The following is a 25,465-nucleotide window of genomic DNA, read 5'->3' as shown; positions in this document are numbered from 1 at the left end:
ACAAAATAATGATTCAAAAAAGATATGAAGGTTTTTTAAAAACACCCTGCTTATGGAAAAGTAATGATGTTTTTTCTTTACAACAATTTGAAATTATTTCTGAATCGCATACCTTAAATATTGAAATAGACGAACAACTTCGTTTGGGAAAATATGTAGAACGTTTAGTCGCTTGTGAACTCGAAATGCACCCTAATATTTCCATTATTGCGGAAAATATTCAAATTCAAGATGAAAAAACAACTTTAGGCGAAATAGATTGTTTGCTTTTAAAAGATGGTGAACCCATTCATTTAGAAATCATTTATAAATTTTATTTGTATGACGCTTCTGTTGGAACTACCGAAATTGATCATTTTGTTGGTCCTAATAGAAAAGATTCCCTAAAAGAAAAACTTACCAAATTAAGGGACAAACAACTCCCTCTTTTGTACAATAACAATACTGAAAAATATTTAACGGCTTTAGATTTAAACCGACATGAAATTAAACAGCAGGTATATTTTAAAGCCCAACTATTCGCTCCTTTTACTAATAAAAATATCCAACTTAAAGTTTTAAACACAGCATGTTTTGCAGGATTATATGTTAATAAAAATCAACTGCATGAACTTGAAGAATGCAAATTTCACATCCCTAACAAAAAAGATTGGTTGATGGTTCCACACCCTCATGTAAATTGGATGCTTTTTGATGCTTTCAACCACATGGCTACAGATTATTTTAAACAACAATTTTCCCCATTATGCTGGGCCAAATTTAAAAATGGACAGTTAACGAAAATATTCTTGGTTTGGTGGTAGATGTTAGCGGTAGCATAGAATAACCAACAAAGCAAATCGTCTGCAAGTTAACGCAACCTCACGGTGGTTTTTGCATCTAATCTTTATAAGACAACATACATGAAAAAAGCAGTTTTAATTTTATTAGTAGTTATTTACAGCTTCGGTTGCAGCTCAAAAAACGACGTTCCGGTATATGACGGTGATTATTTAATTTTTGGTCATTTTTACGGATTTTGTCTTGGGGAAAGTTGCATTGAAACTTTTAAATTAACCTCTGATACATTATATGAAGATACTAACGACCAATACACCCATGAGTCTTTTAATTTTGAAGTGTTGGCTGGCGATAAATTTGAACAGGTAAAAGATTTGGCAGATGCTTTTCCAACAAAATTACTTGAAGAAAAAGAAGGCGTTTTAGGTTGTCCTGATTGTGCCGATGGTGGCGGTCTTTATATTGAATATTCCAAAAATGGCGTTGTTAAAAAATGGAAAATAGACCAAATGAAAGGAAATGTGCCCAATTATTTACATAATTTTATGGATGCTGTGAATGAGAAAATTGCACTAATTAATAAATAATTAACCCCGATACCACTGCAATCCCAAACAGACTCATTTTTGCGGTTTACTCATACAATAGATTCAGAATATATTAGCTTATTACCTGCTGGATTTATTTCCGTTATACCTGATTTTCAGCGTTGGCTACTTTATAAACCTAATTTGCAAATTAAGTTTAAAATATAATTCTCCGTTTTCCTCATATATTTCCCCAAATCCGTGTCGAGAAGAACTTGCGGTATCGAGTTTAGTATTATTTAGTAAATAATCCTCAAATTCGTTTCTATTATAAATATGATAACACAAAACGTCTCCATTTTCTTTGACTATTAAATATCCACCTGTTGCATCATATTTACCTGTCCAAACTTGTGATGGCATCATTCCAAGTGCAACATCTGTCAAGAAACGCTTTATTTTATATTCGTAAAACTTATGTTCGTTTTCAATATCAAAGTTTATTGGGTTTTTGTTCGCTGTTTAGTTTACCAAATCGGTCAAATGTGAAAACTCACTTGAATAAAAATAAAAAACGATTTGTGATAAAATTTCAGGTAGTAAACTGTCAATAAGATAAGAGTGAGATTATTTGAAAGGAGCTTTAATTTATGTAGACAATTTTACTTTGGACAAAAAATGGTCGAGTTCAATTTCTGAATTGAAATGAAAATTGCTTTCAGTTTTATTTTGGAAGAAATGTATTAAACTCAATTGAGTTTCAAATACTCTAAATGAGCTGCCTTCATAATTATAAATAAAAAATACTTTACTTGAATTTTCTTTAGTAACAAGTATTGTTTCTATTGTTCTAGAAGCTCTTAAATAATCTGTATTAATGGTTTGAAAATTATTCATTTTATGAAAATATTTTGAAAGTGATAATCTAAAAACTCTTTTGTAGGTAAGAATCTTTCAGGCTTGATAATATTTTGGTTATTATATTTAATGAAGAAATCGTTAACAGATTTATCTTTCGAATAATCATTAAAAAATTCCGAAACTTTTATTTTAAAATCTGGTGTTACCGTAATAAACCCTTTATCAAAAGCTTTATCGTGAATTGAATTTAAACATAATCCATTATGAGGATTGGTTCTGTTTTCTATATCTTTTGACCAAGGTTTTATATGACTTGCCACTAAAAAATCAGGAATTGATAATCCTGTAATGCAACATTTTAAATTATAAGAAGATAAGATTGTGCTTCTGAAAAAATTTTGGTTTACTCTTGCTTTGATAGTTGTTTCTCTTTCTTTTCCCTCTGGAAAATTTTCCAAACTGATATCTTCAATTTCTTTGTTTTGAAATTTAGCAATCAATTCTTCACTTTCAAAGGCTAATCTGTCCCAATTGCCATTAAATTCATCCCAAATATCTTCTTCTAGTTTACTTCCATTAACCAAGCCTGTAATTCCTTGCTTTTTCAATTCTGGGTCAAGTCTTCCAAAGTTACCTATTTTCATATTTAAAGCAGATGGCGACCTTCCAATAATATTAGCATATTTTATAACAGTTGGATTTGTTTTACTACTATTTTTAAAAGGTATTTTGCAATACACATTAAAGGCTACAATCGTTTCTTCTCTTGCCCAATTGTTTTTTGCCATTATGCTGCGTTTTGCGTTAGGGATTGAAGAGGGAATTCTTTTTGAGAGGAACAAACAAAAAGATTGGAACGGAAAGTCCTGCCCGATAGGGTAACGCCCAAATGAATAATTCCTAAATCCTTACGGAAACCTACTATAAAAATTCGTTCACGATTTTGAGGAACGCCAAATTCTTTTGCATTTAATATTTGAGGTTCAGGCACATAATAGCCTAAATCTTCTCGAAGCACATTTAAAATGGTTGCTAATGTTTTTCCTTTGTCGTGGTTTCTTAAACCTTTTACGTTTTCGAAAAAAATTGCTTTCGGTTGTTTTCTTTTTATAATTTCTGCAACATCAAAAAATAATGTTCCTCTTGTATCCTCAAATCCGCCACGTCTTCCTGCAATTGAAAACGCTTGACAAGGAAAACCTGCACAAAGCACATCAAAATTGTCTGGAATATAATTTTTTGTCTCAGGTTTTGTTATATCTCCAAACGGAATTTCCCCAAAATTAGCTTTATAAGTTTGTTTTGAATACTTGTCCCATTCGCTTGTGAAAACACACTTTCCTTCTAGATTTTGAAGTGCTAAACGAAAACCACCAATTCCTGCAAAAAGGTCAATAAATTTAAATTTTGGTTTTTCTGGTGCTGGAAAAGGAACTGATTTATTGAGGTCAAAAATCAAATATTGAAGTGCTTCTTCTGCTACTTTATTTGTGACTTTTTCTGTTGGATATTCTTTTTCAAGAATTTCTTTTACGTAAGAAAGTGCATCTTTTTTATAAAATTGAGAAACTCCATTTTTATGATTATGCAAATAATGTGTAAAAGAAGCAGGTTTAGAATTATCTGGTTCAACTACTTTCATTTCAAATAGTTGTCCATCAATGTTTTCTATGTCAATTCCTTCTTTAACCATTATCTCTTATTTAACGTACAAGTTAATAAAGTTTGCTATTTTGGTTGGTTATTTTCTATATTTTTATTCACAATCTTTTCACTATGCTTTTCGATCGCAAAGGCAGAAAACAACTCTTTTGCTTTTTAGTTTTGGATTGTGTGTGTCATGTATTGTTTGTGTGGCTGGGTTCAGCTTGCAGGTAACTGGTTATATAGCAACCTTTACTACTCATATCCCGAAAATAGATCAGGAAATAATAAGTTTTCTGTTACTGTTATCCAATAAATATAAAATTTATTTCTATAAAAAAATACGCTAAACGTTAATATAGTAATACTACTAAAATTAACTTGGTTTACGGTAAGCTGCGTTAGGAATTACTCATGCATTTTATTTTAAAATCAAAGAAATCGTGAATGCTACGCATTTAAGGCGGTATCCTTTTGGTTTTCTTTGATGAGGAAATAAACTAAAAAGAAAGTTTTAACTTTAATTGTGGATTCCTGCCTTCGCAGGAATGACAAAAAGCCCGACCCAGTTCCTGAACTTGTTTCAGGATACGGGAACGCCCAAATGCTTCAATTAAAATTTGGAGTTTTTTATGGTGAGATTCCTGCTGTAATTTATCTTAAGTGGAGTCGAAAGACAGGAATTGGTTAACTCTCTGGAGCTAATTCTACCTCAAGACCATTCATATCAGGAGTCATTTGGATTTGGCATCCTAAACGGCTGTTATCTTTTACATCAAACGCTTCGGAAAGCATGGCTTCTTCGTCATCGCTCATTGGAGGCAATTCGGTATCGCTCAACACATAGCATTGGCAAGATGCGCACATAGCCATCCCACCGCAAACACCTATGGTACCTTCGGGCGCTAGCTCGTAACTGCGTACTACTTCCATTAAATTCATTGCCATATCGGTTGGTGCCACGACTTCGTGGGTAACGCCGTCTCTATCTGTAATTTTTATAGTAATATCTTGCATAACTCTATTTTACTTATACTACGGGTTGCTTAGCACGATGGATGCCAAAACCGCCCGACAAAAGTAGTATTATTTATGTGTTTTGATTTTATTTGGAAAGGTATTTATTTTTTAAGACAGAATATTTACCACTTTTTCTATTTGTGGCACATACTTTTTAATGGTCATTTCCACCCCCGATTTTAGCGTCATTTGGTTTACGCTACAACCTACACAAGCGCCTTGCAACTGTACTTTTACCAAAGTATTGTTGTCCTCTATGGCCAATAAAGAGATATCGCCGCCATCGCTTTGTAGAAACGGACGGATTTCATCTAATGCTTTTTCAACATTTAATCTAACTTCTTCTGTAGTCATTTATTTCTTTTTTACTGCTGAACACCCAGCCATGGTTGTAATTTTTATTGCTTCGGTTGGTGGTAAGTTTTCGTTACGGTTTACCACTTCTTGCACCACATTTTGCGTTATTTTTTCAAAAGCCTGCTCTAAAGCCGTAGCTGTTTGCAATGCTGCAGGACGACCTACATCGCCCGCCTCACGAATACTTTGTACCAATGGTAATTCTCCTAAAAACGGTACTTGCAAATCTTCGGCTAAATTTCTAGCACCTTCTTTACCAAAAATGTAATATTTGTTGTTTGGCAATTCTTCGGGTGTAAAGTATGCCATATTTTCTATTATTCCTAATACCGGTACATCAATGCTTTCTTGTTGGAACATGGCAACGCCTTTTTTAGCATCTGCCAATGCTACATTTTGTGGTGTACTTACCACCACAGCGCCTGTAATAGGTAACGATTGCATGATGCTTAAGTGGATATCGCCTGTTCCTGGTGGCAAATCGATAAGCATAAAATCGAGTTCGCCCCAATGTGCATCAAAAATCATTTGGTTTAAAGCTTTTGCTGCCATAGGTCCACGCCAAACAACTGCTTGGTTGGGTTGGGTAAAAAAGCCAATAGACAATACTTTTACATCGTAATTCTCTACAGGTTTCATTTTAGATTTACCATCGATGTTTACTGCCAAAGGTTTTTCAGCCTCCACATCAAACATAATAGGAATGGATGGCCCATATATATCGGCATCCAACACACCTACTTTAAAACCCATTTTAGCTAAGGTTACCGCTAAATTTGCTGTGACAGTAGATTTGCCCACTCCTCCTTTACCAGAAGCCACCGCTATGATATTTTGAATACCCGGAATTGGGTTTCCTTTTATAACATTCGCCTTTGGTTTTACCGGAGCATCTACTTTTACGTTAATAGTTATTTTGGCTTTTTCGTAAACCTGCTCGTGTATTGTTTTTAAAATATCGACTTCGGTACGTTTTTTTGCCTGTAAACTTGGATTTTTTATGGTAATGTCTACAATAACCTCATCTCCAAAAGTGACTACATTGGTTACAGCACCACTCTCTACCATGTTTTGCCCTTCGCCTACTACTGTAATAGTTTCCAGTGCTTTAAGTATATCTTGTTTTTTAAGCTTCATTTTTTTGAGATATGAGATATTAGAAAATAGATTAAAGAAAAAAGACACCGTTTCTAATGTTCTTTTTATTAATCTAAAATCGTTATTCTTTACATTTATTAAGAATCATTCTAAAACGCAAAGATACTGTGAATTATTTAAAATTTAAAGTGATTGAATTGAAATGATTGATGCTAATATTTGGATTTATTATGGCTGATGTAGATTTACTATTATTTGTAAATTTTTGAAGAATTAGGAAATACTATAGATTGGTTTTTGGTTTTTGGTTTTTGGTTTTTGGTTTTTGAAAACTACAATTCCACTGAAGGGTTCCAAAACACCTTTTCGAAATCTTGAATTTGGTTATCAACTACTTTAATCCCTTCACTTTCTAAAAGTTGTTGCATTAAATTGGTGCCTTCAAAATGATGCTTACCTGTTAGCAAACCTTTTCTATTTACTACGCGGTGCGCCGGTACATCTTTACCTACTGAACCATTCATAGCATACCCAACCATACGTGCGCTTCTTACCGCACCCAAATAAGTGGCAATAGCTCCGTAACTTGTTACTTTTCCATAGGGTATTTGTTTTGCAACTTCATAAACTTTATTAAAAAAATTTAAAGTTTCTTGTTGCATAAACTACATTTCTTTAATGATATTAATTAGGGTGATGATAGAAATTACCCCTGTAACCGCCCCTATAAGGTAGTTCATGCTTTTTTGAGAGGTAATTGATTTGTTCTTTATTTTATCAAAAAAAAACATATACACATATAGCATTACAAATGTTCCCATTGCTGCTCCAGCTACATACGATATAATACTGATTTGACTAAAATCCAACCAACCAAATGTAGCGATGGTTATCGTCATATAGGCTTGGTAAGGAATGGGAAATACATTAATAGCCGACATAAAAACCCCTTGGAAAAAACGGCTTTTTTTACTTCGTATTTCAGGTTCTGCAACCTCCTTCGGCTCATTTTTGGCTATAAATAAAAAATAGATGGTAATAAGAATGAAAATAACAAATGCAACCCGCTGAAGAATATCTACAATTTCTGAATGATGACTTAAATAACTTGCAAATATGGCTGCTATATAGGTTTGTACCAACACAATAGCACAAACCCCAATAGAAAACACCACACCTCTTGTATGCCCTTCTTTCAAGCTGATTTTAGCCGCCGTCATGTTTAATAATCCAGGAGGCACTACCCCAACTAAAGCTATCATTAAACCTAAAAAAAAGAGGATGGTTATATTCACAACTATTTAATTTTAAACCTAATATACGTAATTGGTTTGTTTTGTTCTAAATATTGCGATTCGTAAAATGTTTGAATGCTTGTAACCTCTTCCGGACTCCCTTCTTGTTTGTACACATTATGGTTGGCGTAAAGTACTTCGTGTCCTGCCCCATGCAATAACCCAAGGGTGTAGCCATGCATAAACTCACTATCGGTTTTTAAATTTACAATACCATCGGGTTTTAAAATGGTTTTGTATCGTTTTAAGAACTCAGCATTCGTCATACGGTGCTTGGTGCGTTTGTATTTTATTTGAGGATCGGGGAAAGTAATCCAGATTTCATCTACTTCATTTTGAGCAAAAGCATACTCAATGAGTTCTATTTGGGTTCGTAAAAAAGCCACATTAGGTATATTTTCTTCTACCGCTGTTTTAGCACCTCGCCAAAAACGCGCCCCCTTAATATCAATACCTATAAAGTTTTTGTTAGGATATTTTTTTGCCAATGCTACCGAATATTCGCCTTTACCACAGCCCAACTCCAACACTAACGGATTGTTGTTTTTAAAAAAAGTTTGGTTCCAGTTACCTTTTAAAGCATACTCATTATTAACCAACGCATCTCTTGTTGGTTGATATACATTGGCAAACGTTTCATTTTCTCTAAATCTCCTTAATTTATTTTTACTTCCCACAGATAATTTTTATAATAATTTGGCAAAATTAAGGAAATATAGTTTAGTGTATATATTCTTATCTTTGAATTTACTTTAAACTTGCGTTAGGGATTGAAGTGGCATCCTTTTTAAAACAAAAATTAGCAAGAAACATTGTAGAAGTGTTTTTTTATATACCGCTTAAGTACTTCACTTCTAGCACTAAATGTTTTAAAAAGATATAGCGTAAAGCCCGACCCTTGTGGTAACGCCATAATTCTAACTAATGAAAAAACGCATTTTAGTTGCACCTTTAAATTGGGGACTAGGACATGCCGCCAGATGCATTCCTATCATAAATGCATTGATAGAAAATGGTTTTGAACCCATGATTGCTAGCGATGGAGCGGCGCTTACTTTATTACAAAAGGAGTTTCCTCGATTATCATCGATAGAATTACCCTCTTACGATATTACTTATACAAAAAATGGCAAGTTTTTAAAATTAAAACTCCTTACTAATACCCCAAAACTGATAAATGCTATTAAAGCGGAAAAAAAATCCACTAAAAACATCATTGAAAACAACTCTATTTCAGGAATTATTTCTGACAATAGATTAGGAGTTTACAGCAAAAAAGTGCCATCGGTATTTATAACCCACCAATTGAAAGTTTTAAGCGGAAGCACCACTTGGTTTAGCACTAAAGTTCATGAAAAATTTATTAAAAATTTTAATGCTTGTTGGGTTCCAGATGTTGAAACCGACGTTAACTTAAGCGGAAAGTTAGGGCGTCCTGAAACTTTTGAAATTCCCACAACCTATATGGGGACTTTAAGCAGGTTTGAAAAGCGCTATGTTAATATAGTAAACGACCTATTGGTTTTACTTTCTGGTCCAGAACCACAACGTACGTTGCTTGAAAACAAACTTTTAGGTGAGTTAAAAAACTATGCTGGTAAAGTAGTTTTTGTAAAGGGCCTTATGGAAAAAGAACAAACCATTCAACTTATTGGCAACATAACCATTTACAATTTTATGACCTCTAGCTTATTGGAAAAAACCATAAATGAAAGTGCTTTGGTTATTTCGCGTTCGGGCTACACAACGGTTATGGATTTAGCTAAACTTGGTAAAAAAGCCTTTTTCATACCAACCCCGGGACAGTTTGAACAAGAATATTTAGCAACACGCCTTACAGAATTAAATCTTGTGCCTAGTTGTAGTCAGGAAACTTTTACTTTAGAAAAACTTAAAGATGTGAATGATTTTAAAGGACTGCAATCATTTGAACACGAAACCAATTTTGAAGAATTATTTAGCCTTTTCTAAGGTGAAAGAAAACTCGCTACCAACACCATATTCACTTTCTACATATATTTTTTCGTCGTGTGCTTCAATAATGTGTTTTACAATGGAAAGTCCTAAACCAGAACCACCTTCTTTACGCGAGCCACTTTTATCAACTCTATAAAAACGTTCAAAAATACGGGACAAATCTTTTTTATCAATGCCTTCACCGTTATCGGTAACCCTAACAATAACTTTATTTTTTATTAGGTTTTCTATACTAACTTCGGTAGTACCTTTTTCTTGTCCGTATTTAATGGAATTCACCATTAGGTTTGCCAAAACCTGTTGTATCCGTTCTTTATCCGCATTTACCATAATGGGTTTAGAATAATCGGTATCAAAAGTAAGTGTAATTCGTTTTTTTGCAGCCTTCATTTCAAGCATATCGAACACGTTCTCAACCAATTCAACGATATTAAAAACTTCAGGATTCAAACTTAAATCACCAACTTCCAATTTAGTTATCATGTCTAAATCTTTTACTATATACCCCAACCTTTCTACACCTTTACTGGCACGTTCTAAATATTTTTCTCTAAGGTTTTTATCTTCCATAGCACCATCAAGCAGCGTTAAGATATAACCCTGTACCGTAAATAAAGGCGTTTTTAATTCGTGGGAAACGTTGCCCAAAAATTCTTTTCTATATTGCTCCCTAACTTTAAGCGATTCTATTTCTATCTTTTTATCACGCGCAAACTTATCAATTTCCTGTGTTAGGGTTTTCATATCGGTAGTTATGGTGCCTTTTGTAATACTGGTTGATTCTAAAAGTGTTAAATCGTCGTATATTTTTTTTACGCGCTTATAAATAAAGCGTTCTACCCTGTATTGTGTTACAAAAAATGAAAATATAAAGGTGCTAACAGCCAATACTAATATGTACCAGATATTAAATGAATAGAAAACGAATAAAAAAACACTCGTTAAGAGCGTTACATATATAGTTAAATAAAGCGATGTTTTTACCGCAAACCTATATGATTTCTTAAATTTTGGTTGCATTAATCTACAAACTTATAGCCAACGCCTTTTATAGTTTTAAAGCTATCGTCTCCAATTTTTTCGCGAAGTTTACGAATATGCACATCAATGGTTCTACCACCAACTACAACCTCGTTACCCCAAACACTATCTAGAATTTCATCGCGCTTAAAAACCTTCCCTGGCTTTGATGCCAATAAAGATAATAATTCAAATTCTTTTCTGGGTAAAATTATTTCTTTTCCTTTTGAAGTAATCTTGTACTCGTCTCTATTAATTTCCAAATTACCTATTTTGAACGAATCGGCAACTTCTTCTTCTTTAAAACGTCTTAAAAGTGCTTTTACCTTGCTTACTAAAACTTTTGGCTTAATGGGTTTTGTAATATAATCATCGGCTCCAGCATCAAACCCTGCAACTTGGGAATAATCTTCTCCTCTAGCAGTTAAAAAAACAACAAGGGTATTTTGTAAATCGGGGTGTTTTCTAATGAGTTCACAAGCTTCAATACCATCCATTTCTGGCATCATCACATCCAAAATTATTAAGTTTGGAAGTTCTTTTTTAGCCTTTTTCACACCTTCACTTCCGTTTTCGGCAGTAATTACTTGATAGCCTTCGCTTGTTAAATTATAACCAACAATTTCTAAAATGTCTGGTTCGTCATCAACTAATAATATTTTTATGTCTTTGGTTTTCATTATTTAAAACAAATAAATGTTGTTTTCCTGAAGTAAAGATAAAACTAATAACAAGAATTTATTGATAATCTAATATAAATAACATTAAGATAACAAACAAGTTACAGTAATTTAAACTTTCGTTCAAACACATATATCTTTAACACTTTTTTGGCATCACTTTTGCAGTAATTCATTATCTTTACGTTGTTGAATAAAACTTATGAAAAAACACTACTTTTTAACTTTATTTTTTCTTTTAGCATTTTTTACAGCCTTTTCAGGGTTTAGTCAAAATAATGCTAATGTAACTTCTATTCAACAAAACAATATAGAAAACTTATCCATTTATCCTAACCCCGTTAGTAACGGAAAAACATTTATATACATTACATCGAAGCTTAATTTGACCAAAAAAATTGAGTTTTATGATGTTTTAGGGAAACAAATTTTCAGTACTGTTTTAACTGGCAAAGAGTTAAATATTTCAAATTTAAGCAAAGGTGTATATGTACTTAAAATTACTGAGAACAACATAAGTGAAACTAGAAAATTAGTGATAAAGTAAAGAAAACGTTATATTACAGTAAAAAGCAGCCATAGGCTGTTTTTTTGGTTTAAACTATCTCGACGCAGAGCGTCGGGGAATTTATTAAACCTTGGCATTTATGTTAAGAACGTTGCTCAAGAAGATGCAACCCTTACCAAAAATTAGTTGTTAAATAATTTAATCTACTTTATAATTTAAAGCGTTGCCGTTTGGTAACGCTTTTTTATTTTATCTACTTTTGCCTTATGACAAACGCAAACGCTATTTTCAACATACAAACCGAAGAACAATTTAATGCCATGGCATTAAAAACCTTTAAATTTCAGTTTGAAAACAATCGCGTTTACCGTTCATTTTGTGATTTAATATACAAACACCCCAGCGATGTAAAAACCATAGAAGAGATTCCATTTCTTCCCATTCAATTTTTTAAAACCCATAACATCCTAAGTTCAAAAGGACCCATACAAACCACTTTTACAAGCTCGGGAACAACTGGAAGCACAAGCAGCAAACATGTGGTTACCGATTTAAAAATTTATGAAGAAAGCTTCCAAAAAGGCTTCAATCATTTTTATGGCAATATTGAAGATTATGTAGTTTTAGCATTGTTACCATCGTACCTAGAACGCGACGGTTCGTCCTTAATTTACATGGTTGAAGCATTCATTAAACAATCAAACCATGCAGAAAGCGGGTTTTATTTGAATAATCTTTCGGAGTTAAAAGACACATTAATACGTTTAGATTCTGAAGGAAAAAAAGCGCTTTTAATTGGTGTTTCATTTGCATTGTTGGACTTGGTTGAAACGTATCAATTCAACTTAAAGCATACCATCATCATGGAAACCGGCGGCATGAAAGGACGCAGAAAAGAATTGATTCGCGAAGAACTACATAACCAATTGAAACAGGGTTTTGGTGTTGAAACCATTCATAGCGAGTATGGCATGACCGAATTATTAAGCCAGGGATACTCTCAAGGCAATGGTATTTTTAAAACTCCAAATTGGATGCGTATTTTAACCCGAGACACCGAAGATGCTTTAAGTATCCTGCCAAAAGGAAAAGCGGGCGGTATTAATGTGATTGATTTAGCCAATATCAATTCATGTTCCTTTATTGCAACTCAAGATTTAGGTAAAGTTTATGAAAACGATACTTTTGAAATTATTGGACGTTTTGATAATTCTGATATACGTGGTTGCAACCTAATGGTATTGTAAGTTCCCTTTTGCTTTCCGACTTATTATAAAAATAAATTTATGAAAAGTCTTATACTGTTATTTCTACTTTATGCATCGTTATCCTTTTCTCAAACCATTGACTACAATACTAAAAAAGGTTTCGCCATAGAAGGTTATGATGTGGTTGCTTATTTCAACAATCAAGCGGTTGAAGGCAACAAAAATTTCGTTTCACAATTTGATGGTGTGAAATATAAATTCGTTTCTAAGGAAAATTTAAACTCATTTAATAAAAATCCTGAAAAATATTTACCTCAATATGGTGGCTACTGTGCTTATGCCATAGGTGCAAAAGCAGACAAAGTAAGCATAAACCCCGAAACATTTGAAATAAAAGACGGCAAACTCTACTTGTTTTATAATGCTTGGGGCACAAATACTTTAGAACTATGGAGGAAGGAAAATCCCAAAGAATTAAAAGAAAAAGCTGATAAAAATTGGGAACAGCTTAAATTTAAAAAATAGTTGTTTGTTCTGTAAGTTTTAAAAATGAATTACGACAAAAAAACACTAAGAAAAAGAAAGATTAATTTTTTTAGTTTGGTTGGTTAAATAAAAGCCTGGGCTTTCGCTCAGGCTTTTATATTTTTTAAACAACTCTTAAAATGAAATAATTCTTTTTACCGCGCTGTAACAGTACAAATTTATTATTTATCAAATCTTTTGAAGTAATGGTATAATCATCTTTGACTTTTTCTTTATTTACCGAAATAGAATTTTCCTTTAAAGCACGGCGCGCTTCACCGTTCGATTTTAAAAAACCTCCTTTTTCAGCTAAAGCAGCGATGATATCCAATCCGTTTTCAACATTATCCTTAGCAATTTCTGTTAATGGTACACCATCAAACACTTCTAAAAATGTTTTCTCGTTCAATTGCTTTAAATCGTCACCTGTTGAGTTCCCAAAAAGAATTTCGCTGGCTTTAATGGCATTTTCCAATTCTTCTTTAGAATGCACCATCGTGGTTATTTCCTCTGCTAATCGCTTTTGTAATGCTCGTAAATGTGGTGCTTCTTTATGCGCTTCAATTAAACTTTCTATGTCTTCACGAGTTAAAAACGTGAAGATTTTTATATATTTTTCAGCGTCTTCATCACTAGAATTCAACCAATATTGATAGAATTTATAGGGCGATGTTCTATTGGCATCTAACCATACGTTACCTCCTTCAGATTTTCCAAATTTAGAACCATCAGATTTTGTTATCAGTGGACATGTAATGGCAAATCCTTTTCCGCCAGAAATACGCCTGATCAATTCTGTTCCTGTAGTAATATTACCCCATTGGTCGCTTCCGCCCATTTGAATGGAACAATTTCTTTCTTTAAATAGATGAAGAAAATCATAACCTTGAACGAGTTGATAAGTGAATTCAGTAAAACTCATGCCCTCGGAAGCATCTGATGAAATTCTGTTTTTTACCGAATCTTTTGCCATCATGTAATTTACGGTAATATGTTTTCCAACATCGCGAATAAATTCCAGAAATGAAAAATCCTTCATCCAATCGTAATTATTCACTAAAGCTGCTGCATTGGCTTCATTACTTTCAAAATCTAAAAAATGTGACAATTGCTTTTTTATGGCTTCTTGGTTGTGGCGAAGTGTAGTTTCATCTAACAAATTACGCTCGTTAGATTTCCCTGAAGGGTCACCAATCATTCCCGTAGCACCACCAACTAAAGCCACTGGTTTATGACCACAACGTTGGTAATGTGCCAATAGCATGATAGGTACTAAATTTCCAATGTGTAAAGAATCGGCAGTAGGATCGAACCCTACATAAGCACTTCTCATACTTTCCATTAAATGTTCCTCTGCTCCAGGCATAACGGTATGTATCATCCCTCGCCATGTCAATTCTTCTACAAAATTCTTTATCATCTTTTTTTCAATTTTCACAAAACTACGGCAAAGATAAAAATCCATGCATAATTCTATAGTTTTAAATTTGAAAGTTTTAAAGCACCAAAGAAATATAGATTCTAAGTTTCAAACATATTTTTAAGATATATAAATGAAAACTGAAACTGAAAACTGAGACTGCGACTTTATTTTTTACTATTTTAGGCGCATGATTTTAGTAACAGGCAGTACTGGTTTGGTGGGTTCGCATTTGCTATATAAATTAGCAAGTAATAATGAAACCGTTAGGGCTATTTATAGAAGTGAACGAAAACTAGAACAAGTAAAAAATGTTTTTGCTACCTATGGCGGCGATTACATGAAAGTTTTTGAGATTATTGAATGGGTACAGGCTGATATTTTAGACATCCCATCGTTAACCGAAGCTTTTAAAAACGTTGCTTATGTTTACCACTGTGCCGCACTTGTATCTTTTGAACCCAATAAATATCAACTTTTACGGAAAACAAATATTGAAGGCACTGCCAATATTGTCAATTTCTGCATTTCAAACCAAGTTAAAAAGCTTTGCCATGTAAGTTCTATTGCCACATTAGGTAAGCCTACAAATAATGAATTTATTACTGAAGCAACCCATTGGAATCCGGAAGATGATAACAATGTTTACGCCATTACAAAATACGGTGCCGAAATGGAAGTTTGGCGCGGTACCCAAGAAGGCCTGAATGCAGTAATAGTAAACCCAGGTGTTATTTTAGGCGCAGGTATTTGGAAGTTTGGAACAGGAAGCCTGTTTAAAAAAGCCCATAAAGGTTTTAAATATTATACTTCGGGAACCCTCGGACTTATTGATGTTGACGATGTTACTTCTATTATGATTGCCCTTATGAAAAGTGATATTTCAAATGAAAATTTTGTACTTATTGCTGAAAACTGGACTTACAAACAGTTTTTGCAAGGCTTAGCAGAATCTGTACAGACAAACCCTCCAAAAAAATTGGCAAGTCCTTTTTTATTAAGCCTAGGTTGGAAATTAGATTGGCTTAACCACAAATTAACGGGCAAACGCAGGCAATTAACCAAACACTTAACAACCTCTCTATCATCTGAAACATATTATTCCAGTGAAAAGGTTAAAGATGCTTTAAATTATAAATTTAAAGATATAAGAAAAACTATATTGGAGATTGGCGATTCATACTTGAAGCAGGACTAATTAAAACGCCTTCTTCTTCTTTAAGTTTCTTTTTCAATACATCTTCGGTTAAAGAATCTTTCTTTACATTAACATTTAAAGAGTCTTTTGCTTTTAGGGCATTAATAGAATCCTTTTCACGCTTTTTCTGTTCCTTTTCTTCTTTTATTTTTTGCTCGTTTAAGGCCGTTTTCAGCCTTTCCAAACTATCGGTAACTTTATTGTAAATTTCTTCGTAATCTTTTATGTAGTAGGCATAATAGGTATTGCTTTCCGCAAATTGCAAACTATCTATACCATATTTATCAAAAACATAACTATCTAATTTTAAACCACGCTGCTCCATAATTTCTTTACTGGCACTATTGGCAGAACTTAACAACCTAGCATCAATTAAAATATTAACCATATCATTTTTTGAAATTAGGTTTTTTGGCTTTTTAGGGCCTCCTGAGCCGCATGCTACAACAAGAACAATAACGCTTAAATATATAAGAACTTGTTTTATCATTATCTATCGAAAGTTAAGCGTTTCGCCGCTTTTACATCATTAAATTTAGAATTTTGATACACCAAACTTCCATTTACAAAGGTGTGGGTTATTCTAGATTTAAATGTAGTACCCTCAAAAGGCGACCAACCACATTTATATAAAATATTGTCTTTTTTTACTGTCCATGGGTTGTTTAAATCTACCAAAACCAAATCGGCAAAATAGCCTTCTTTTATATACCCACGTTTTTCAACCTGAAATAAAATAGCGGGGTTGTGGCACATTTTTTCAACAATTTTTTCTATTGAAATTTTATCCTTATGGTGCATTTCCAACATAGCTGGCAGTGCGTGTTGCACCAATGGCCCACCTGAAGGCGCTTTAGTATAAACGTTTTTCTTCTCAGCTAAAGTATGTGGCGCATGGTCTGTGGCAATGACATCAATTCTATCATCCAACAAGGCTTCCCACAGTTGGGTTCTATCTGCATCGGTTTTTACGGCAGGATTCCACTTGATAAATGTTCCTTTTTTATCGTAATCTTCATCTGAAAACCACAAATGATGTATACAAACCTCAGCAGTAATTTTTTTATCTTTTAAAGGAATTTTATTGCTGAACAAACTCGTTTCTTTTCCTGTTGATAAATGAAAAACATGAAGTCTCGCCCCTGTTTTTTCGGCTAATTTAATAGCTTGCGAAGATGACAGATAGCACGCTTCCTCACTTCTGATGATAGGATGAAATTTTACTGGAATATCTTCGCCAAATTTATCTAAATGTTCTTGGAAGTTCTTTTTAATGGTCGCTTCATCTTCACAATGTACCGAAATAAGCAAGTTGGTGCTTTTAAAGATTTTCTCTAAAACTTTAGTATCATCCACCAACATATTTCCTGTAGAAGACCCTAAAAACAGTTTCAATCCGGCCACATTTTTTGAATCGACCTTTAAAATTTCATCTAAATTATCGTTGGTGCCACCAAACATAAACGAGTAATTGGCAGATGATGTTTTAGAAGCAATTTCAAACTTTTCTTCTAATTTCTCAATGGTTGTAGTTTGCGGATTGGTGTTGGGCATCTCTATAAAAGAGGTTATTCCACCAGCAATGGCCGCTTTACTTTCCGTTTCAATAGTTGCTTTTTCGGTTAATCCTGGTTCTCTAAAATGCACTTGGTCATCAATAGCTCCAGGCAACAAATATTTACCTTCTGCGTCAATAACATGCACATCGGAAGATTTTGCACTTATAGAGTCGCTAACTTCTTTAATATATTCTCCTTCAATTAATAAATCGCCATTAAACGTAACCCCTTCATTTACAATATGAGCGTTTTTAATAAGTATCTTTTTCGGTTTCATTTGCTTATTCTATTATTTTTTAAGGTCAAATGGTTCATCCATATAATAATTTCCTTATGCATCAAAACTTAGTTATAGATGTTTCATAAGTGTATCTACTTTTTGAATAGACTTTTTATTTTCATGGAAATAACGCCAAAAATAGCTTCGGATATTATTCCAGAACTTAATTTTGATTCTCCTAATGTTCTATCTGTAAAAATTACAGGCACTTCTTTTATCTCAAACCCTTTTAAATAGGCTTTAAATTTCATTTCAATTTGAAAGGCATAACCAATAAATTTAATTTTATCTAAATTTATAGTTTCCAACACCTTACGCTTATAACACACAAAACCAGCCGTTGTGTCGTGAATTCTCATACCCGTAATAACACGCACATAGCGCGATGCAAAATACGACATAAGTACCCGACTCATAGGCCAATTTACCACATTTACTCCAGTTACATAGCGCGAACCAATGACTAAATCGGCGCCTTGTACATGGCATGCCTCGTGCAACCTAACCAAATCATTGGGGTTGTGTGAAAAATCGGCATCCATTTCAAAGATATATTGGTACTTGTTCTTTAAGCACCATTTAAACCCATGTATGTAAGCGGTACCCAAACCTGATTTTTCTTTCCTAACCTCTAAAAACAACCTTTTTGGAAACTCTTTTTGAAGTTCCTTTACCTTTAAGCCTGTTAAATCTGGCGAGCTATCATCTACAATTAAAATATGTACATCATCCGACTGAGAAAATACTGCTTTTATTATAGCTTCAATATTTTCTATTTCATTGTATGTAGGAATGATAACAATTGTATCAGTCATTCGTTTTTAAAGAAAATGAATTAATTTTTAGCAAATGTACATTATTAGAGTTTTATTTATTTTAAATATTCCTTAATAATTAAAGTATCTTCTGAAATATTTATAATAATTTTACACTATGCTTAGGGATACAATATCAAACGATTTTTTCACCATCTTGCTTTTAGTAGGGCTTGCCACTGTTGCTGCGGCAAAATTAGCATCTCCCAAACGCTTTAATGACTTTATCACTGTTTTAGGCAACTCAAAGTATCTTAAAATTTATTCGCGCGAGCAAAAATTTTTCGACAAGTTTGACGCTTTACTTTTTACCAATCTCATTGTTTCCGTATCTCTTTTTTGCTTTATAAGCTTTAAGTTTTTTACAAACTCAAGTACCATTTCGCCAGATACCATGTTTAAAATTTCGTTTGGCATTTGTATTTTCATTTTAATAAAAGTATTTGTTGAGCGTCTAATAGGAAGTCTTTTTGAAATGGATGCCATGATAGACCAATACCTATTTCAAAAAATAAGTTACAAAAACTATTTGGGTATTGTACTCATTCCTATTAACGCCTTATTACTGTTTAGTTTTGGTCCCACATTAACCTTTTTTTACGTAACCGTTATATTATTGTTTATTGTAATCTTAATAGGACTATTTACTTCGTTCAAAACGTATCAAAGTTTAATTAAATACAACTTTTTTTATTTTATTTTATATCTTTGCGCACTTGAAATCGCGCCTTGTATTATTTTATACAAAGTAATCATTTCAAAATAGAAGAATTAACTACCTGCGCCTATGAAAGTGAAAACCATTTTAGTATCTCAACCAGAACCTAAAATAGAAAACTCGCCTTATTTCGATTTAATAGAGAAACAAAAAGTAAAAATAGATTTTAGGCCATTCATTCATGTTGAAGGTGTTTCTGCAAAAGAAATCAGACAACAGAAAGTTGACCTTAACAATTATACTGCTATTGTTTTAACCAGTAGAAATGCCATAGACCACTTTTTTAGAGTTGCTGATGAAATGCGCTTTAAAGTACCAGATACCATGAAATATTTTTGTCAATCGGAAGCTGTTGCTTTTTATCTTCAAAAATATGTTGTGTACAGAAAGCGTAAAATTTATGTTGGAAAACGCACCTTTTCAGAGCTTTCTCCTTTAATTAAAAAATATAAAGACGAAAAGTTTTTAATGCCAAATACCGATAAAGTTAAGGATGAAGTACCTGACACTTTAAATGCTTTGGGGGTTGATTGGAAACAAGCTATTTTTTACAAAACCGTTATTAGCGATCTTTCTGATTTAGCTGATGTATATTATGATATTTTGGTATTCTTTAGCCCTTCGGGAATCGATTCTTTATTCCATAATTTCCCAGATTTCAAACAGAATGACACGCGTATAGCCGTATTTGGAGATACCACTATTAAAGCTGCTGAAGAAAAAGGATTGCGCATTGATATTGCGGCACCTACACCTGAAACACCATCGATGACGATGGCTTTAGAAAAGTATATTGAAAAAGTAAATAAAGTCAAATAAGAGCTTTTATTTAACTTAATAAATTAAAAATGTCGTCTGAAAACAATTTTCAGACGACATTTTTTTATCTGTTTTTTTAATTTTTTTTTAGGACTTGTAATAAGTTTGAATGTAAAAATGTACCATAGTAGTAACAGCCAATTATTCAAATATGTTCATATTTTCATCATAAATAGGACTTTCTATTGCTAAAAAATTTAAGACACTATGAAAAACATGATTTTGAGATAATGTTTCGTTAGACTTCAGTTTTTTAGAGCCATCTGATAACCATACTATAAAAGGAATTTCTAATTGTTCTTTAGGCGCAAAAGTTGCTGGTATTCCGTGCATGTATAAATTATTTTCCCCTAAAGATTCACCATGGTCTGAAACGAATAGCATTGTACTGTTATATTCCTTTAATTCCTTTAAATCTTCAATTAGGCTTGCAAGTATATAATCTGTATAAACAATGGTATTGTCATACGCATTTATAAGCTCTTCTTGTGTACACTCCCCCAATTCAACACTTTTACAAACTGGTGAGAATTTTTCAAATTCGGGTGGATATTTTGTATTATATGATGGTCCATGGCTTGTACTCGTATGTAAAACAATTAATATTTTGTCTTTTTTACTTGCTAAAATTTGCTCTTTTAATCCTTTTAAAAGAATTTCATCATAATTACAAATTTCTCCCTCACACGCTCCTTTTAAATCCCCTTTATTAAAAAAGTTTTTAATATGAACTGGAGGTTCACCCCAATTTGTGGTTTTCCATATAACTTCTACATTATTTCTGTATAAATAATTAGGCAAAATTTCATAAAGTTTATTAGAATTTGTATGTTCCAATATGCACTTTACCCCTGCTGTTGTGTACGTAGCACAAGAAGTAGCGTTAAAACTGTGAAGATTTTCAACCTTAGACAATAACGGATTGGTAAGTTTTTCATATCCATAAAGTGAAAAGTTTTCACTTCTTGCAGATTCTCCAATAACTAAAACCGCAACAGACTTTACATTATCTTTTATTTTAGCATCAGGCAATAAAATTTCTTTTTCATTTTCTTTACTCTTTTTGATATAAAATCTAGAAGTATTTACCATATAAGACCAAGGCATTGCCAATGCGCCTAACTTGGTTGAATTTTTATCAATCCATCGCCAATTCCCACCATTTACAAAAACAAAAACGACAAGGAAAAGCAAGGTTAAAGAAAAATTAATCAAAAATCTCTTTACTGTTCCTTTTGCAATTTTAACCTTAACAATAAAGAATACAGGAATAAGACCTAAAAAAAACAAATATAATATCAAGCTAAAAGAAAAGAAACTACTAGCTTCTTCGTAATTGGTATTCAGGATATTACCAATCATTGTAATATCCATTATAACCTGATAGGTATTTATAAAATAGGCAACAATGGCATTAACGATGAAAAAGAAAATCAATAAAATTTTTCCAACCAATCGAGAAAGAAAAAATATAAGATATAATACAAAAGCATTTACAACCAGTAATGCTATCACTAAAGAAACAATAATGGTAATACCGCTAAAACTTTTATAATCGAGGGTATTAAAAACGTACTTAAAAAAAGGATAATGAAATAATAGAAAATTAACAAAACTTGCTATTAATACAAAATGGACTAATTTGATACTATTTTTTAACATAAATACGTGTAATTATAACTAATGTTGCGACCAAACTAACTAATGAAAAATAAAATACCAGTAAATTCATAGCAACTATTTTGTTGATTAAAGCAATCGCCCAAACAGAAAACAAAACTATTGATATAGGATAATATTTTTTATTTGTTAACCAAGTCCATGGATTAAATTTTTTGGTAATAAAAATGCCGACAATGGCTGCTAAATAGCCCAAAATACTTCCAACGACAATATCTAAAGGATAATGTGCTCCCACACCAACTCTTGTTAATGCAATAAACAATCCTGTGCTAAAAATAAAAAGGAACCATGCTATTTTTAACTTCGTTTTTTTCGGCATAAATGCAAAGAATACAGATGCAACTATGGTGAAAGTAGCAATTGAATGCCCTGAGGGCAAACTGTTGCTTCCGGTAAGTGTTCTTCCAATAATTACAAAACTATCTTGATCAAACATGGCGGCAGGCCTTGGAACAGCAAATATTTTTTTAAATAGGTTTGAAAAAACAGCCGAAACAATTAGAGATGTTATTAATGACTGCCAAAACTTAGGTGCTTGAACCATAAATAAAGTCAAAAAAGGTAAAAGTATAAGTACGTCTCCTAATTGAGTTAGGTTATATTGTAAACTTGGAAATTGTGATAATTTAGAATTTAGATATAAGAATAAATCTTTTTGAACATAAGCATAAGCCTCAACAGAAAAAGCATCTTTTGTAAAGAGGAACAAAACAATTAGCAGTAATAAAAGAAGAGGAAGAAAAAGAATTTTTAATCTTAAACTATTAAAATTATTACTTACATAAGCATCCAGTTCTGGATTGTTTAATACTAAAGAATTTAATCTTTTTTTCATCTTAAAAAAAAACCTTTTTTCATCATCATTAAAAACAAATCATATTTAAAAAAAGGCTAATTACCAATCAATTTCACTTACTTTTACCTCTAAGAAAAAGAAAAATCGTGTCTGTAATTTTTCTTATATTCTTTTCGAATGATGACCAATATGGAAAGGGCGAAGATACAAAAATTTGCGACTTTAATTACCCGCCCATACAGTTTTACACCACCAAGTAAGGCAACGTTAAAAACAGCGATTATTCCATTGCAAAATATAATATTTCGGAATGGAATAACCATTTGAGTAACTTAAGAAAAGTCGGTTGACTTATAGCTGTATTTTTTAATGAAACATTAAAAGGCATAACGTTGCGGTCCGCCTCGTCTAATTTCCTCACTGGCATAAGCTTCAAATTTCTTGAAATTTTCACGAAACGCATTGGTAAGTTTAAAGGCTGTGGTATAATAAGCTTCATCATCGTTCCATGTAGCTCTCGGACTTAACACACTTGTTGGAACGCCTGGGCATTCTCTAGGTTGTGCCACACCAAATACGGAATGGATGTGATAATCATCATAATTATACAAGCCTAAATCGCCATTCAGCACCGCATTAATCATGGCTCGAGTGTATTTTAATTTCATTCGAGTTCCTACGCCGTATGGACCACCTGTCCACCCCGTATTTACCAACCACACGTTCACACCAGACTCTATCATTTTTTTGCTTAACATTTCTGCATACTTAGCGGGATGCAAGGGCATAAAAGGCGCACCAAAACACGCCGAAAAATTAGGTGTTGGTTCTAAAACCCCCGCTTCGGTTCCTGCTACTTTGGCGGTATATCCTGAAATGAAATGATATGCTGCCTGACTTGGCGTTAATTTAGAAATGGGAGGTAATACTCCAAAAGCATCGGCTGTTAAAAAGAAGATGTTTTTTGGATTCTTACCTATGGAAGGCACTTGAACATTATCAATATGATTAATAGGATAACTCACCCGTGTATTTTGAGTTATGGACGTGTCTTCAAACTTTACGTTTCCCTTTTCATCTAAAATAACGTTTTCAAGAATGGCTCCTTTTTTAATGGCATCATAAATTTCGGGTTCATTATCTCTTGAAAGATTAATTACTTTAGCATAACAACCACCCTCAAAGTTAAAAACGGTATTTTCAGCAGTCCATCCATGCTCGTCGTCACCAATTAAACTTCTATGGGGGTCGGTAGAAAGCGTTGTTTTTCCTGTACCAGATAATCCGAAGAAAATAGCCGTATCGCCATCTTTCCCAACATTGGCACTGCAATGCATGGGCAAGGTGTTTTTATATACGGGTAGAATAAAATTCAATGCTGAAAAAATACCTTTCTTAATTTCACCGGTATAACCCGTACCACCAATAAGCGCCATTTTTTTGGTGAAGTTTAAAATAGCGAAATTATGTTGGCGTGTTCCATCAACCTTTGGATTTGCCATAAACCCAGGTGCGTTTACTACGGTCCATTCCGATTGGAAGTTTTTCAACTCATCATCCGTTGGGCGCAAAAACATGTTGTATACAAATTGGTTGCTCCAAGGATACTCGTTAATAATACGAATATTCAATCGATAATCTTCATCGGCACATGCGTAACAATCTCGAACAAAAATTTCTTTGTTTGACAAATAATCTGCCACCTTATCATACAAAGCATCAAACTTATCGGAATCGAAAGGGATGTTGATATTGCCCCACCAAACTTTGTCTTTGGTAATGGCATCTTCAACAATAAATCGGTCTTTTGGGGAACGTCCCGTAAATTCACCGGTATTAACTGCTAAAGCCCCTGAAGACGCCTCAACACCTTGACCTTTTTCTATAGCAATATCATGAAGTTGCTCTGGTGATAATTGATAGTTAATTTTTGCATTTTTTATTCCATATTTTTCCAACGAAATCGTCTTCGTAATCTGGTCATTGTTTATCATAATACGTAGTTGAATTATATTTAATGTAAAAATATAATAATCTTTTTAAATTTTTCTTATTTTAATGTTTCATTTTTAAGAAATTAATAAAAAGTAGTGCCCATGAAATTATTAGAAGTAATCCGCCAATAGGTGTTACAAAACCTATGATTTTAAAATCGAAAGTGGTTAATGCATTCGTAGCCAACCCATATATAGAACCTGAAAACAGCAGGATTCCTATCAATGTAAAGAAATAAATTTGCTTTTTGAATTTAAGCCTCACATGCACCGTAGTGCCGACAAACAAAAGCAAAATGGCATGATACATTTGGTAGCGCACACCTGTTTCAAAAGTTTGTTGTGCTTCCGGTACGATTAATTCTTTTAAACCATGTGCACCAAATGCCCCTAAAATAACACTTGTGATTCCTAAAACTGAGGCTGTAATTAATATTGCTTTATTCATAGTTGCATGTTGTTTAATAAATACCTACTGTTCATGAGTTCTTACAAAATTACTTAACAAATCCCACTATGCGAAAGATTTTGATTGTAGGTTGTGGAAAAAATATAACCAATAAAAAAAAACCAAACAATTATGCTTGGGTTTTGTGTTTATGAGAATGTCCCGTCCTGAAATAGCGATACACTAAAACCTTAGTGTAATGAAAACACCAGAAAACAGTGGGTATGTAAAGCGT

Annotated in this window: 30 protein-coding genes; 10 read left to right on the top strand and 20 right to left on the bottom strand. The window is 33.0% G+C overall.

The features are described 5' to 3' along the window. The first annotated feature begins 8 nt into the window (after positions 1 to 8). Both ACGK9U_RS11630 and ACGK9U_RS11625 read left to right on the top strand, forming a co-directional pair. Entirely contained in the window at positions 9 to 803 is a 795-nt protein-coding gene (locus ACGK9U_RS11630) for a DUF1853 family protein (protein WP_394466552.1), read from the top strand. A 99-nt stretch (positions 804 to 902) separates the two neighbouring features. After that, entirely contained in the window at positions 903 to 1,367 is a 465-nt protein-coding gene (locus ACGK9U_RS11625; protein ID WP_394466551.1) for a hypothetical protein, read from the top strand. Between the two features lie 126 nt (positions 1,368 to 1,493). On the opposite strand, the gene ACGK9U_RS11620 is transcribed toward ACGK9U_RS11625, so the two are convergent. From ACGK9U_RS11620 to ACGK9U_RS11605, 4 genes are all read right to left on the bottom strand, one after another. Continuing rightward, on the bottom strand, positions 1,494 to 1,811 hold the full coding sequence (locus ACGK9U_RS11620; RefSeq protein WP_394466623.1) for an HpaII family restriction endonuclease: 318 nt from the start codon (positions 1,809 to 1,811) through the stop codon (positions 1,494 to 1,496). Between the two features lie 144 nt (positions 1,812 to 1,955). Next, positions 1,956 to 2,204 carry a hypothetical protein gene (locus ACGK9U_RS11615; RefSeq protein WP_394466550.1) on the bottom strand — a complete coding sequence of 83 codons (249 nt, stop codon included), beginning with the start codon at positions 2,202 to 2,204 and terminating at the stop codon, positions 1,956 to 1,958. After that, a complete protein-coding gene (locus tag ACGK9U_RS11610; RefSeq protein ID WP_394466549.1) occupies positions 2,201 to 2,956 on the bottom strand; it encodes an HNH endonuclease in 756 nt (251 codons plus the stop codon). The genes ACGK9U_RS11615 and ACGK9U_RS11610 overlap by 4 nt, the downstream gene beginning before the upstream one ends. Continuing rightward, entirely contained in the window at positions 2,956 to 3,861 is a 906-nt protein-coding gene (locus ACGK9U_RS11605; RefSeq protein ID WP_394466548.1) for a DNA cytosine methyltransferase, read from the bottom strand. The genes ACGK9U_RS11610 and ACGK9U_RS11605 overlap by 1 nt, the downstream gene beginning before the upstream one ends. 477 nt (positions 3,862 to 4,338) lie before the next feature. On the opposite strand from ACGK9U_RS11605, the gene ACGK9U_RS11600 reads away from it, so the two are divergent. Then, a complete protein-coding gene (locus ACGK9U_RS11600; RefSeq protein WP_394466547.1) occupies positions 4,339 to 4,503 on the top strand; it encodes a hypothetical protein in 165 nt (54 codons plus the stop codon). On the opposite strand, the gene ACGK9U_RS11595 is transcribed toward ACGK9U_RS11600, so the two are convergent. The 6 genes from ACGK9U_RS11595 to trmB form a co-directional block, all read right to left on the bottom strand. Next, on the bottom strand, positions 4,500 to 4,829 hold the full coding sequence (locus ACGK9U_RS11595) for a ferredoxin (protein ID WP_394466546.1): 330 nt from the start codon (positions 4,827 to 4,829) through the stop codon (positions 4,500 to 4,502). The two genes, ACGK9U_RS11600 and ACGK9U_RS11595, sit on opposite strands and share 4 nt — an antisense overlap. Before the next feature lie 111 nt (positions 4,830 to 4,940). Then, positions 4,941 to 5,186, bottom strand: a complete 246-nt coding sequence (locus ACGK9U_RS11590) for a NifU family protein (protein WP_394466545.1) — start codon at positions 5,184 to 5,186, stop codon at positions 4,941 to 4,943. Beyond that, complete coding sequence (locus ACGK9U_RS11585) at positions 5,187 to 6,326, bottom strand: P-loop NTPase (RefSeq protein ID WP_394466544.1); 1,140 nt, start codon at positions 6,324 to 6,326, stop codon at positions 5,187 to 5,189. 293 nt (positions 6,327 to 6,619) lie between these two features. Next, entirely contained in the window at positions 6,620 to 6,949 is a 330-nt protein-coding gene (locus ACGK9U_RS11580; RefSeq protein ID WP_394466543.1) for an MGMT family protein, read from the bottom strand. A 3-nt stretch (positions 6,950 to 6,952) separates the two neighbouring features. Next, entirely contained in the window at positions 6,953 to 7,582 is a 630-nt protein-coding gene (locus tag ACGK9U_RS11575; protein WP_394466542.1) for a LysE family translocator, read from the bottom strand. 2 nt (positions 7,583 to 7,584) lie between these two features. Next, on the bottom strand, positions 7,585 to 8,259 hold the full coding sequence (gene trmB, locus ACGK9U_RS11570) for a tRNA (guanosine(46)-N7)-methyltransferase TrmB (RefSeq protein ID WP_394466541.1): 675 nt from the start codon (positions 8,257 to 8,259) through the stop codon (positions 7,585 to 7,587). Positions 8,260 to 8,506: 247 nt separating this feature from the next. On the opposite strand from trmB, the gene ACGK9U_RS11565 reads away from it, so the two are divergent. Further along, positions 8,507 to 9,553, top strand: a complete 1,047-nt coding sequence (locus ACGK9U_RS11565; RefSeq protein ID WP_394466540.1) for a glycosyltransferase — start codon at positions 8,507 to 8,509, stop codon at positions 9,551 to 9,553. Here ACGK9U_RS11565 and ACGK9U_RS11560 read toward each other — a convergent pair. Beyond that, positions 9,536 to 10,579, bottom strand: coding sequence for a sensor histidine kinase (locus ACGK9U_RS11560; RefSeq protein WP_394466539.1), 1,044 nt, complete (start codon positions 10,577 to 10,579; stop codon positions 9,536 to 9,538). The two genes, ACGK9U_RS11565 and ACGK9U_RS11560, sit on opposite strands and share 18 nt — an antisense overlap. Continuing rightward, positions 10,579 to 11,259: a response regulator transcription factor gene (locus tag ACGK9U_RS11555; protein WP_394466538.1), complete on the bottom strand. Its 681-nt coding sequence runs from the start codon at positions 11,257 to 11,259 to the stop codon at positions 10,579 to 10,581. The genes ACGK9U_RS11560 and ACGK9U_RS11555 overlap by 1 nt, the downstream gene beginning before the upstream one ends. A gap of 202 nt (positions 11,260 to 11,461) precedes the next feature. Here ACGK9U_RS11555 and ACGK9U_RS11550 point away from each other — a divergent pair, with 202 nt between their 5' ends. The 3 genes from ACGK9U_RS11550 (at position 11,462) to ACGK9U_RS11540 (ending at position 13,500) form a co-directional block, all read left to right on the top strand. Next, complete coding sequence (locus ACGK9U_RS11550) at positions 11,462 to 11,806, top strand: T9SS type A sorting domain-containing protein (RefSeq protein WP_394466537.1); 345 nt, start codon at positions 11,462 to 11,464, stop codon at positions 11,804 to 11,806. 227 nt (positions 11,807 to 12,033) lie between these two features. Then, positions 12,034 to 13,014, top strand: coding sequence for an acyl transferase (locus ACGK9U_RS11545; RefSeq protein ID WP_394466536.1), 981 nt, complete (start codon positions 12,034 to 12,036; stop codon positions 13,012 to 13,014). Positions 13,015 to 13,053: 39 nt separating this feature from the next. Then, entirely contained in the window at positions 13,054 to 13,500 is a 447-nt protein-coding gene (locus ACGK9U_RS11540; protein ID WP_394466535.1) for a YHS domain-containing (seleno)protein, read from the top strand. Between the two features lie 124 nt (positions 13,501 to 13,624). Here ACGK9U_RS11540 and tyrS read toward each other — a convergent pair whose 3' ends face one another. Then, positions 13,625 to 14,920 carry a tyrosine--tRNA ligase gene (tyrS, locus tag ACGK9U_RS11535; RefSeq protein ID WP_394466534.1) on the bottom strand — a complete coding sequence of 432 codons (1,296 nt, stop codon included), beginning with the start codon at positions 14,918 to 14,920 and terminating at the stop codon, positions 13,625 to 13,627. Between the two features lie 190 nt (positions 14,921 to 15,110). Here tyrS and ACGK9U_RS11530 point away from each other — a divergent pair, with 190 nt between their 5' ends. Next, positions 15,111 to 16,118, top strand: a complete 1,008-nt coding sequence (locus ACGK9U_RS11530) for an NAD-dependent epimerase/dehydratase family protein (protein WP_394466533.1) — start codon at positions 15,111 to 15,113, stop codon at positions 16,116 to 16,118. On the opposite strand, the gene ACGK9U_RS11525 is transcribed toward ACGK9U_RS11530, so the two are convergent. The 3 genes from ACGK9U_RS11525 to ACGK9U_RS11515 all read right to left on the bottom strand — a co-directional run bounded on the left by ACGK9U_RS11525 (position 16,078) and on the right by ACGK9U_RS11515 (position 18,772). After that, on the bottom strand, positions 16,078 to 16,608 hold the full coding sequence (locus ACGK9U_RS11525; RefSeq protein WP_394466532.1) for a DUF4296 domain-containing protein: 531 nt from the start codon (positions 16,606 to 16,608) through the stop codon (positions 16,078 to 16,080). The genes ACGK9U_RS11530 and ACGK9U_RS11525 overlap by 41 nt on opposite strands. Continuing rightward, complete coding sequence (locus tag ACGK9U_RS11520) at positions 16,608 to 17,954, bottom strand: dihydroorotase (RefSeq protein WP_394466531.1); 1,347 nt, start codon at positions 17,952 to 17,954, stop codon at positions 16,608 to 16,610. Before ACGK9U_RS11520 ends, ACGK9U_RS11525 begins: the two co-directional genes overlap by 1 nt. A gap of 95 nt (positions 17,955 to 18,049) precedes the next feature. Next, a complete protein-coding gene (locus ACGK9U_RS11515) occupies positions 18,050 to 18,772 on the bottom strand; it encodes a polyprenol monophosphomannose synthase (RefSeq protein WP_394466530.1) in 723 nt (240 codons plus the stop codon). A 118-nt stretch (positions 18,773 to 18,890) separates the two neighbouring features. Between ACGK9U_RS11515 and ACGK9U_RS11510 the strand changes: the two genes are divergently transcribed. Together ACGK9U_RS11510 and ACGK9U_RS11505 are read left to right on the top strand one after the other, a co-directional pair. Beyond that, positions 18,891 to 19,538, top strand: a complete 648-nt coding sequence (locus ACGK9U_RS11510) for a DUF4271 domain-containing protein (RefSeq protein ID WP_394466529.1) — start codon at positions 18,891 to 18,893, stop codon at positions 19,536 to 19,538. A 21-nt stretch (positions 19,539 to 19,559) separates the two neighbouring features. After that, positions 19,560 to 20,309, top strand: a complete 750-nt coding sequence (locus ACGK9U_RS11505) for a uroporphyrinogen-III synthase (RefSeq protein WP_394466528.1) — start codon at positions 19,560 to 19,562, stop codon at positions 20,307 to 20,309. 141 nt (positions 20,310 to 20,450) lie between these two features. Here ACGK9U_RS11505 and eptA read toward each other — a convergent pair whose 3' ends face one another. From eptA to ACGK9U_RS11485, 4 genes are all read right to left on the bottom strand, one after another. Further along, positions 20,451 to 21,971, bottom strand: a complete 1,521-nt coding sequence (eptA, locus tag ACGK9U_RS11500; protein WP_394466527.1) for a phosphoethanolamine--lipid A transferase EptA — start codon at positions 21,969 to 21,971, stop codon at positions 20,451 to 20,453. Continuing rightward, positions 21,958 to 22,827 (bottom strand): phosphatase PAP2 family protein, encoded by an 870-nt coding sequence (locus ACGK9U_RS11495; protein WP_394466526.1) that lies wholly within the window; start codon positions 22,825 to 22,827, stop codon positions 21,958 to 21,960. The genes eptA and ACGK9U_RS11495 overlap by 14 nt, the downstream gene beginning before the upstream one ends. Before the next feature lie 338 nt (positions 22,828 to 23,165). Continuing rightward, positions 23,166 to 24,782, bottom strand: a complete 1,617-nt coding sequence (gene pckA / locus ACGK9U_RS11490) for a phosphoenolpyruvate carboxykinase (ATP) (RefSeq protein ID WP_394466525.1) — start codon at positions 24,780 to 24,782, stop codon at positions 23,166 to 23,168. Positions 24,783 to 24,843: 61 nt separating this feature from the next. Beyond that, positions 24,844 to 25,230, bottom strand: coding sequence for a DUF423 domain-containing protein (locus ACGK9U_RS11485; protein ID WP_394466524.1), 387 nt, complete (start codon positions 25,228 to 25,230; stop codon positions 24,844 to 24,846). Positions 25,231 to 25,465 lie beyond the last annotated feature (235 nt).

The sequence above is a fragment of the Mariniflexile sp. HNIBRBA6329 genome (genome assembly GCF_043558645.1).
Lineage (GTDB): Bacteria > Bacteroidota > Bacteroidia > Flavobacteriales > Flavobacteriaceae > Mariniflexile.
Note: the sequence above shows the minus strand (reverse complement) of the source record. Positions and strands in the feature narration are given on the sequence as shown.

Coding starts and splice junctions, on each gene's coding strand:
- ACGK9U_RS11545 (WP_394466536.1), top strand. CDS start 12,034: ATGACAAACGCAAACGCTATTTTCAACATACAAACCGAAGAACAATTT.
- ACGK9U_RS11580 (WP_394466543.1), bottom strand. CDS start 6,949: ATGCAACAAGAAACTTTAAATTTTTTTAATAAAGTTTATGAAGTTGCA.
- ACGK9U_RS11590 (WP_394466545.1), bottom strand. CDS start 5,186: ATGACTACAGAAGAAGTTAGATTAAATGTTGAAAAAGCATTAGATGAA.
- ACGK9U_RS11610 (WP_394466549.1), bottom strand. CDS start 2,956: ATGGCAAAAAACAATTGGGCAAGAGAAGAAACGATTGTAGCCTTTAAT.
- ACGK9U_RS11525 (WP_394466532.1), bottom strand. CDS start 16,608: ATGATAAAACAAGTTCTTATATATTTAAGCGTTATTGTTCTTGTTGTA.
- ACGK9U_RS11555 (WP_394466538.1), bottom strand. CDS start 11,259: ATGAAAACCAAAGACATAAAAATATTATTAGTTGATGACGAACCAGAC.
- ACGK9U_RS11505 (WP_394466528.1), top strand. CDS start 19,560: ATGAAAGTGAAAACCATTTTAGTATCTCAACCAGAACCTAAAATAGAA.
- ACGK9U_RS11560 (WP_394466539.1), bottom strand. CDS start 10,579: ATGCAACCAAAATTTAAGAAATCATATAGGTTTGCGGTAAAAACATCG.
- ACGK9U_RS11540 (WP_394466535.1), top strand. CDS start 13,054: ATGAAAAGTCTTATACTGTTATTTCTACTTTATGCATCGTTATCCTTT.
- ACGK9U_RS11495 (WP_394466526.1), bottom strand. CDS start 22,827: ATGAAAAAAAGATTAAATTCTTTAGTATTAAACAATCCAGAACTGGAT.
- ACGK9U_RS11605 (WP_394466548.1), bottom strand. CDS start 3,861: ATGGTTAAAGAAGGAATTGACATAGAAAACATTGATGGACAACTATTT.
- ACGK9U_RS11630 (WP_394466552.1), top strand. CDS start 9: ATGATTCAAAAAAGATATGAAGGTTTTTTAAAAACACCCTGCTTATGG.
- ACGK9U_RS11520 (WP_394466531.1), bottom strand. CDS start 17,954: ATGAAACCGAAAAAGATACTTATTAAAAACGCTCATATTGTAAATGAA.
- ACGK9U_RS11615 (WP_394466550.1), bottom strand. CDS start 2,204: ATGAATAATTTTCAAACCATTAATACAGATTATTTAAGAGCTTCTAGA.
- pckA (WP_394466525.1), bottom strand. CDS start 24,782: ATGATAAACAATGACCAGATTACGAAGACGATTTCGTTGGAAAAATAT.
- ACGK9U_RS11565 (WP_394466540.1), top strand. CDS start 8,507: ATGAAAAAACGCATTTTAGTTGCACCTTTAAATTGGGGACTAGGACAT.
- eptA (WP_394466527.1), bottom strand. CDS start 21,971: ATGTTAAAAAATAGTATCAAATTAGTCCATTTTGTATTAATAGCAAGT.
- ACGK9U_RS11530 (WP_394466533.1), top strand. CDS start 15,111: ATGATTTTAGTAACAGGCAGTACTGGTTTGGTGGGTTCGCATTTGCTA.
- ACGK9U_RS11485 (WP_394466524.1), bottom strand. CDS start 25,230: ATGAATAAAGCAATATTAATTACAGCCTCAGTTTTAGGAATCACAAGT.
- ACGK9U_RS11595 (WP_394466546.1), bottom strand. CDS start 4,829: ATGCAAGATATTACTATAAAAATTACAGATAGAGACGGCGTTACCCAC.
- ACGK9U_RS11550 (WP_394466537.1), top strand. CDS start 11,462: ATGAAAAAACACTACTTTTTAACTTTATTTTTTCTTTTAGCATTTTTT.
- tyrS (WP_394466534.1), bottom strand. CDS start 14,920: ATGATAAAGAATTTTGTAGAAGAATTGACATGGCGAGGGATGATACAT.
- ACGK9U_RS11625 (WP_394466551.1), top strand. CDS start 903: ATGAAAAAAGCAGTTTTAATTTTATTAGTAGTTATTTACAGCTTCGGT.
- ACGK9U_RS11510 (WP_394466529.1), top strand. CDS start 18,891: ATGCTTAGGGATACAATATCAAACGATTTTTTCACCATCTTGCTTTTA.
- ACGK9U_RS11515 (WP_394466530.1), bottom strand. CDS start 18,772: ATGACTGATACAATTGTTATCATTCCTACATACAATGAAATAGAAAAT.
- ACGK9U_RS11585 (WP_394466544.1), bottom strand. CDS start 6,326: ATGAAGCTTAAAAAACAAGATATACTTAAAGCACTGGAAACTATTACA.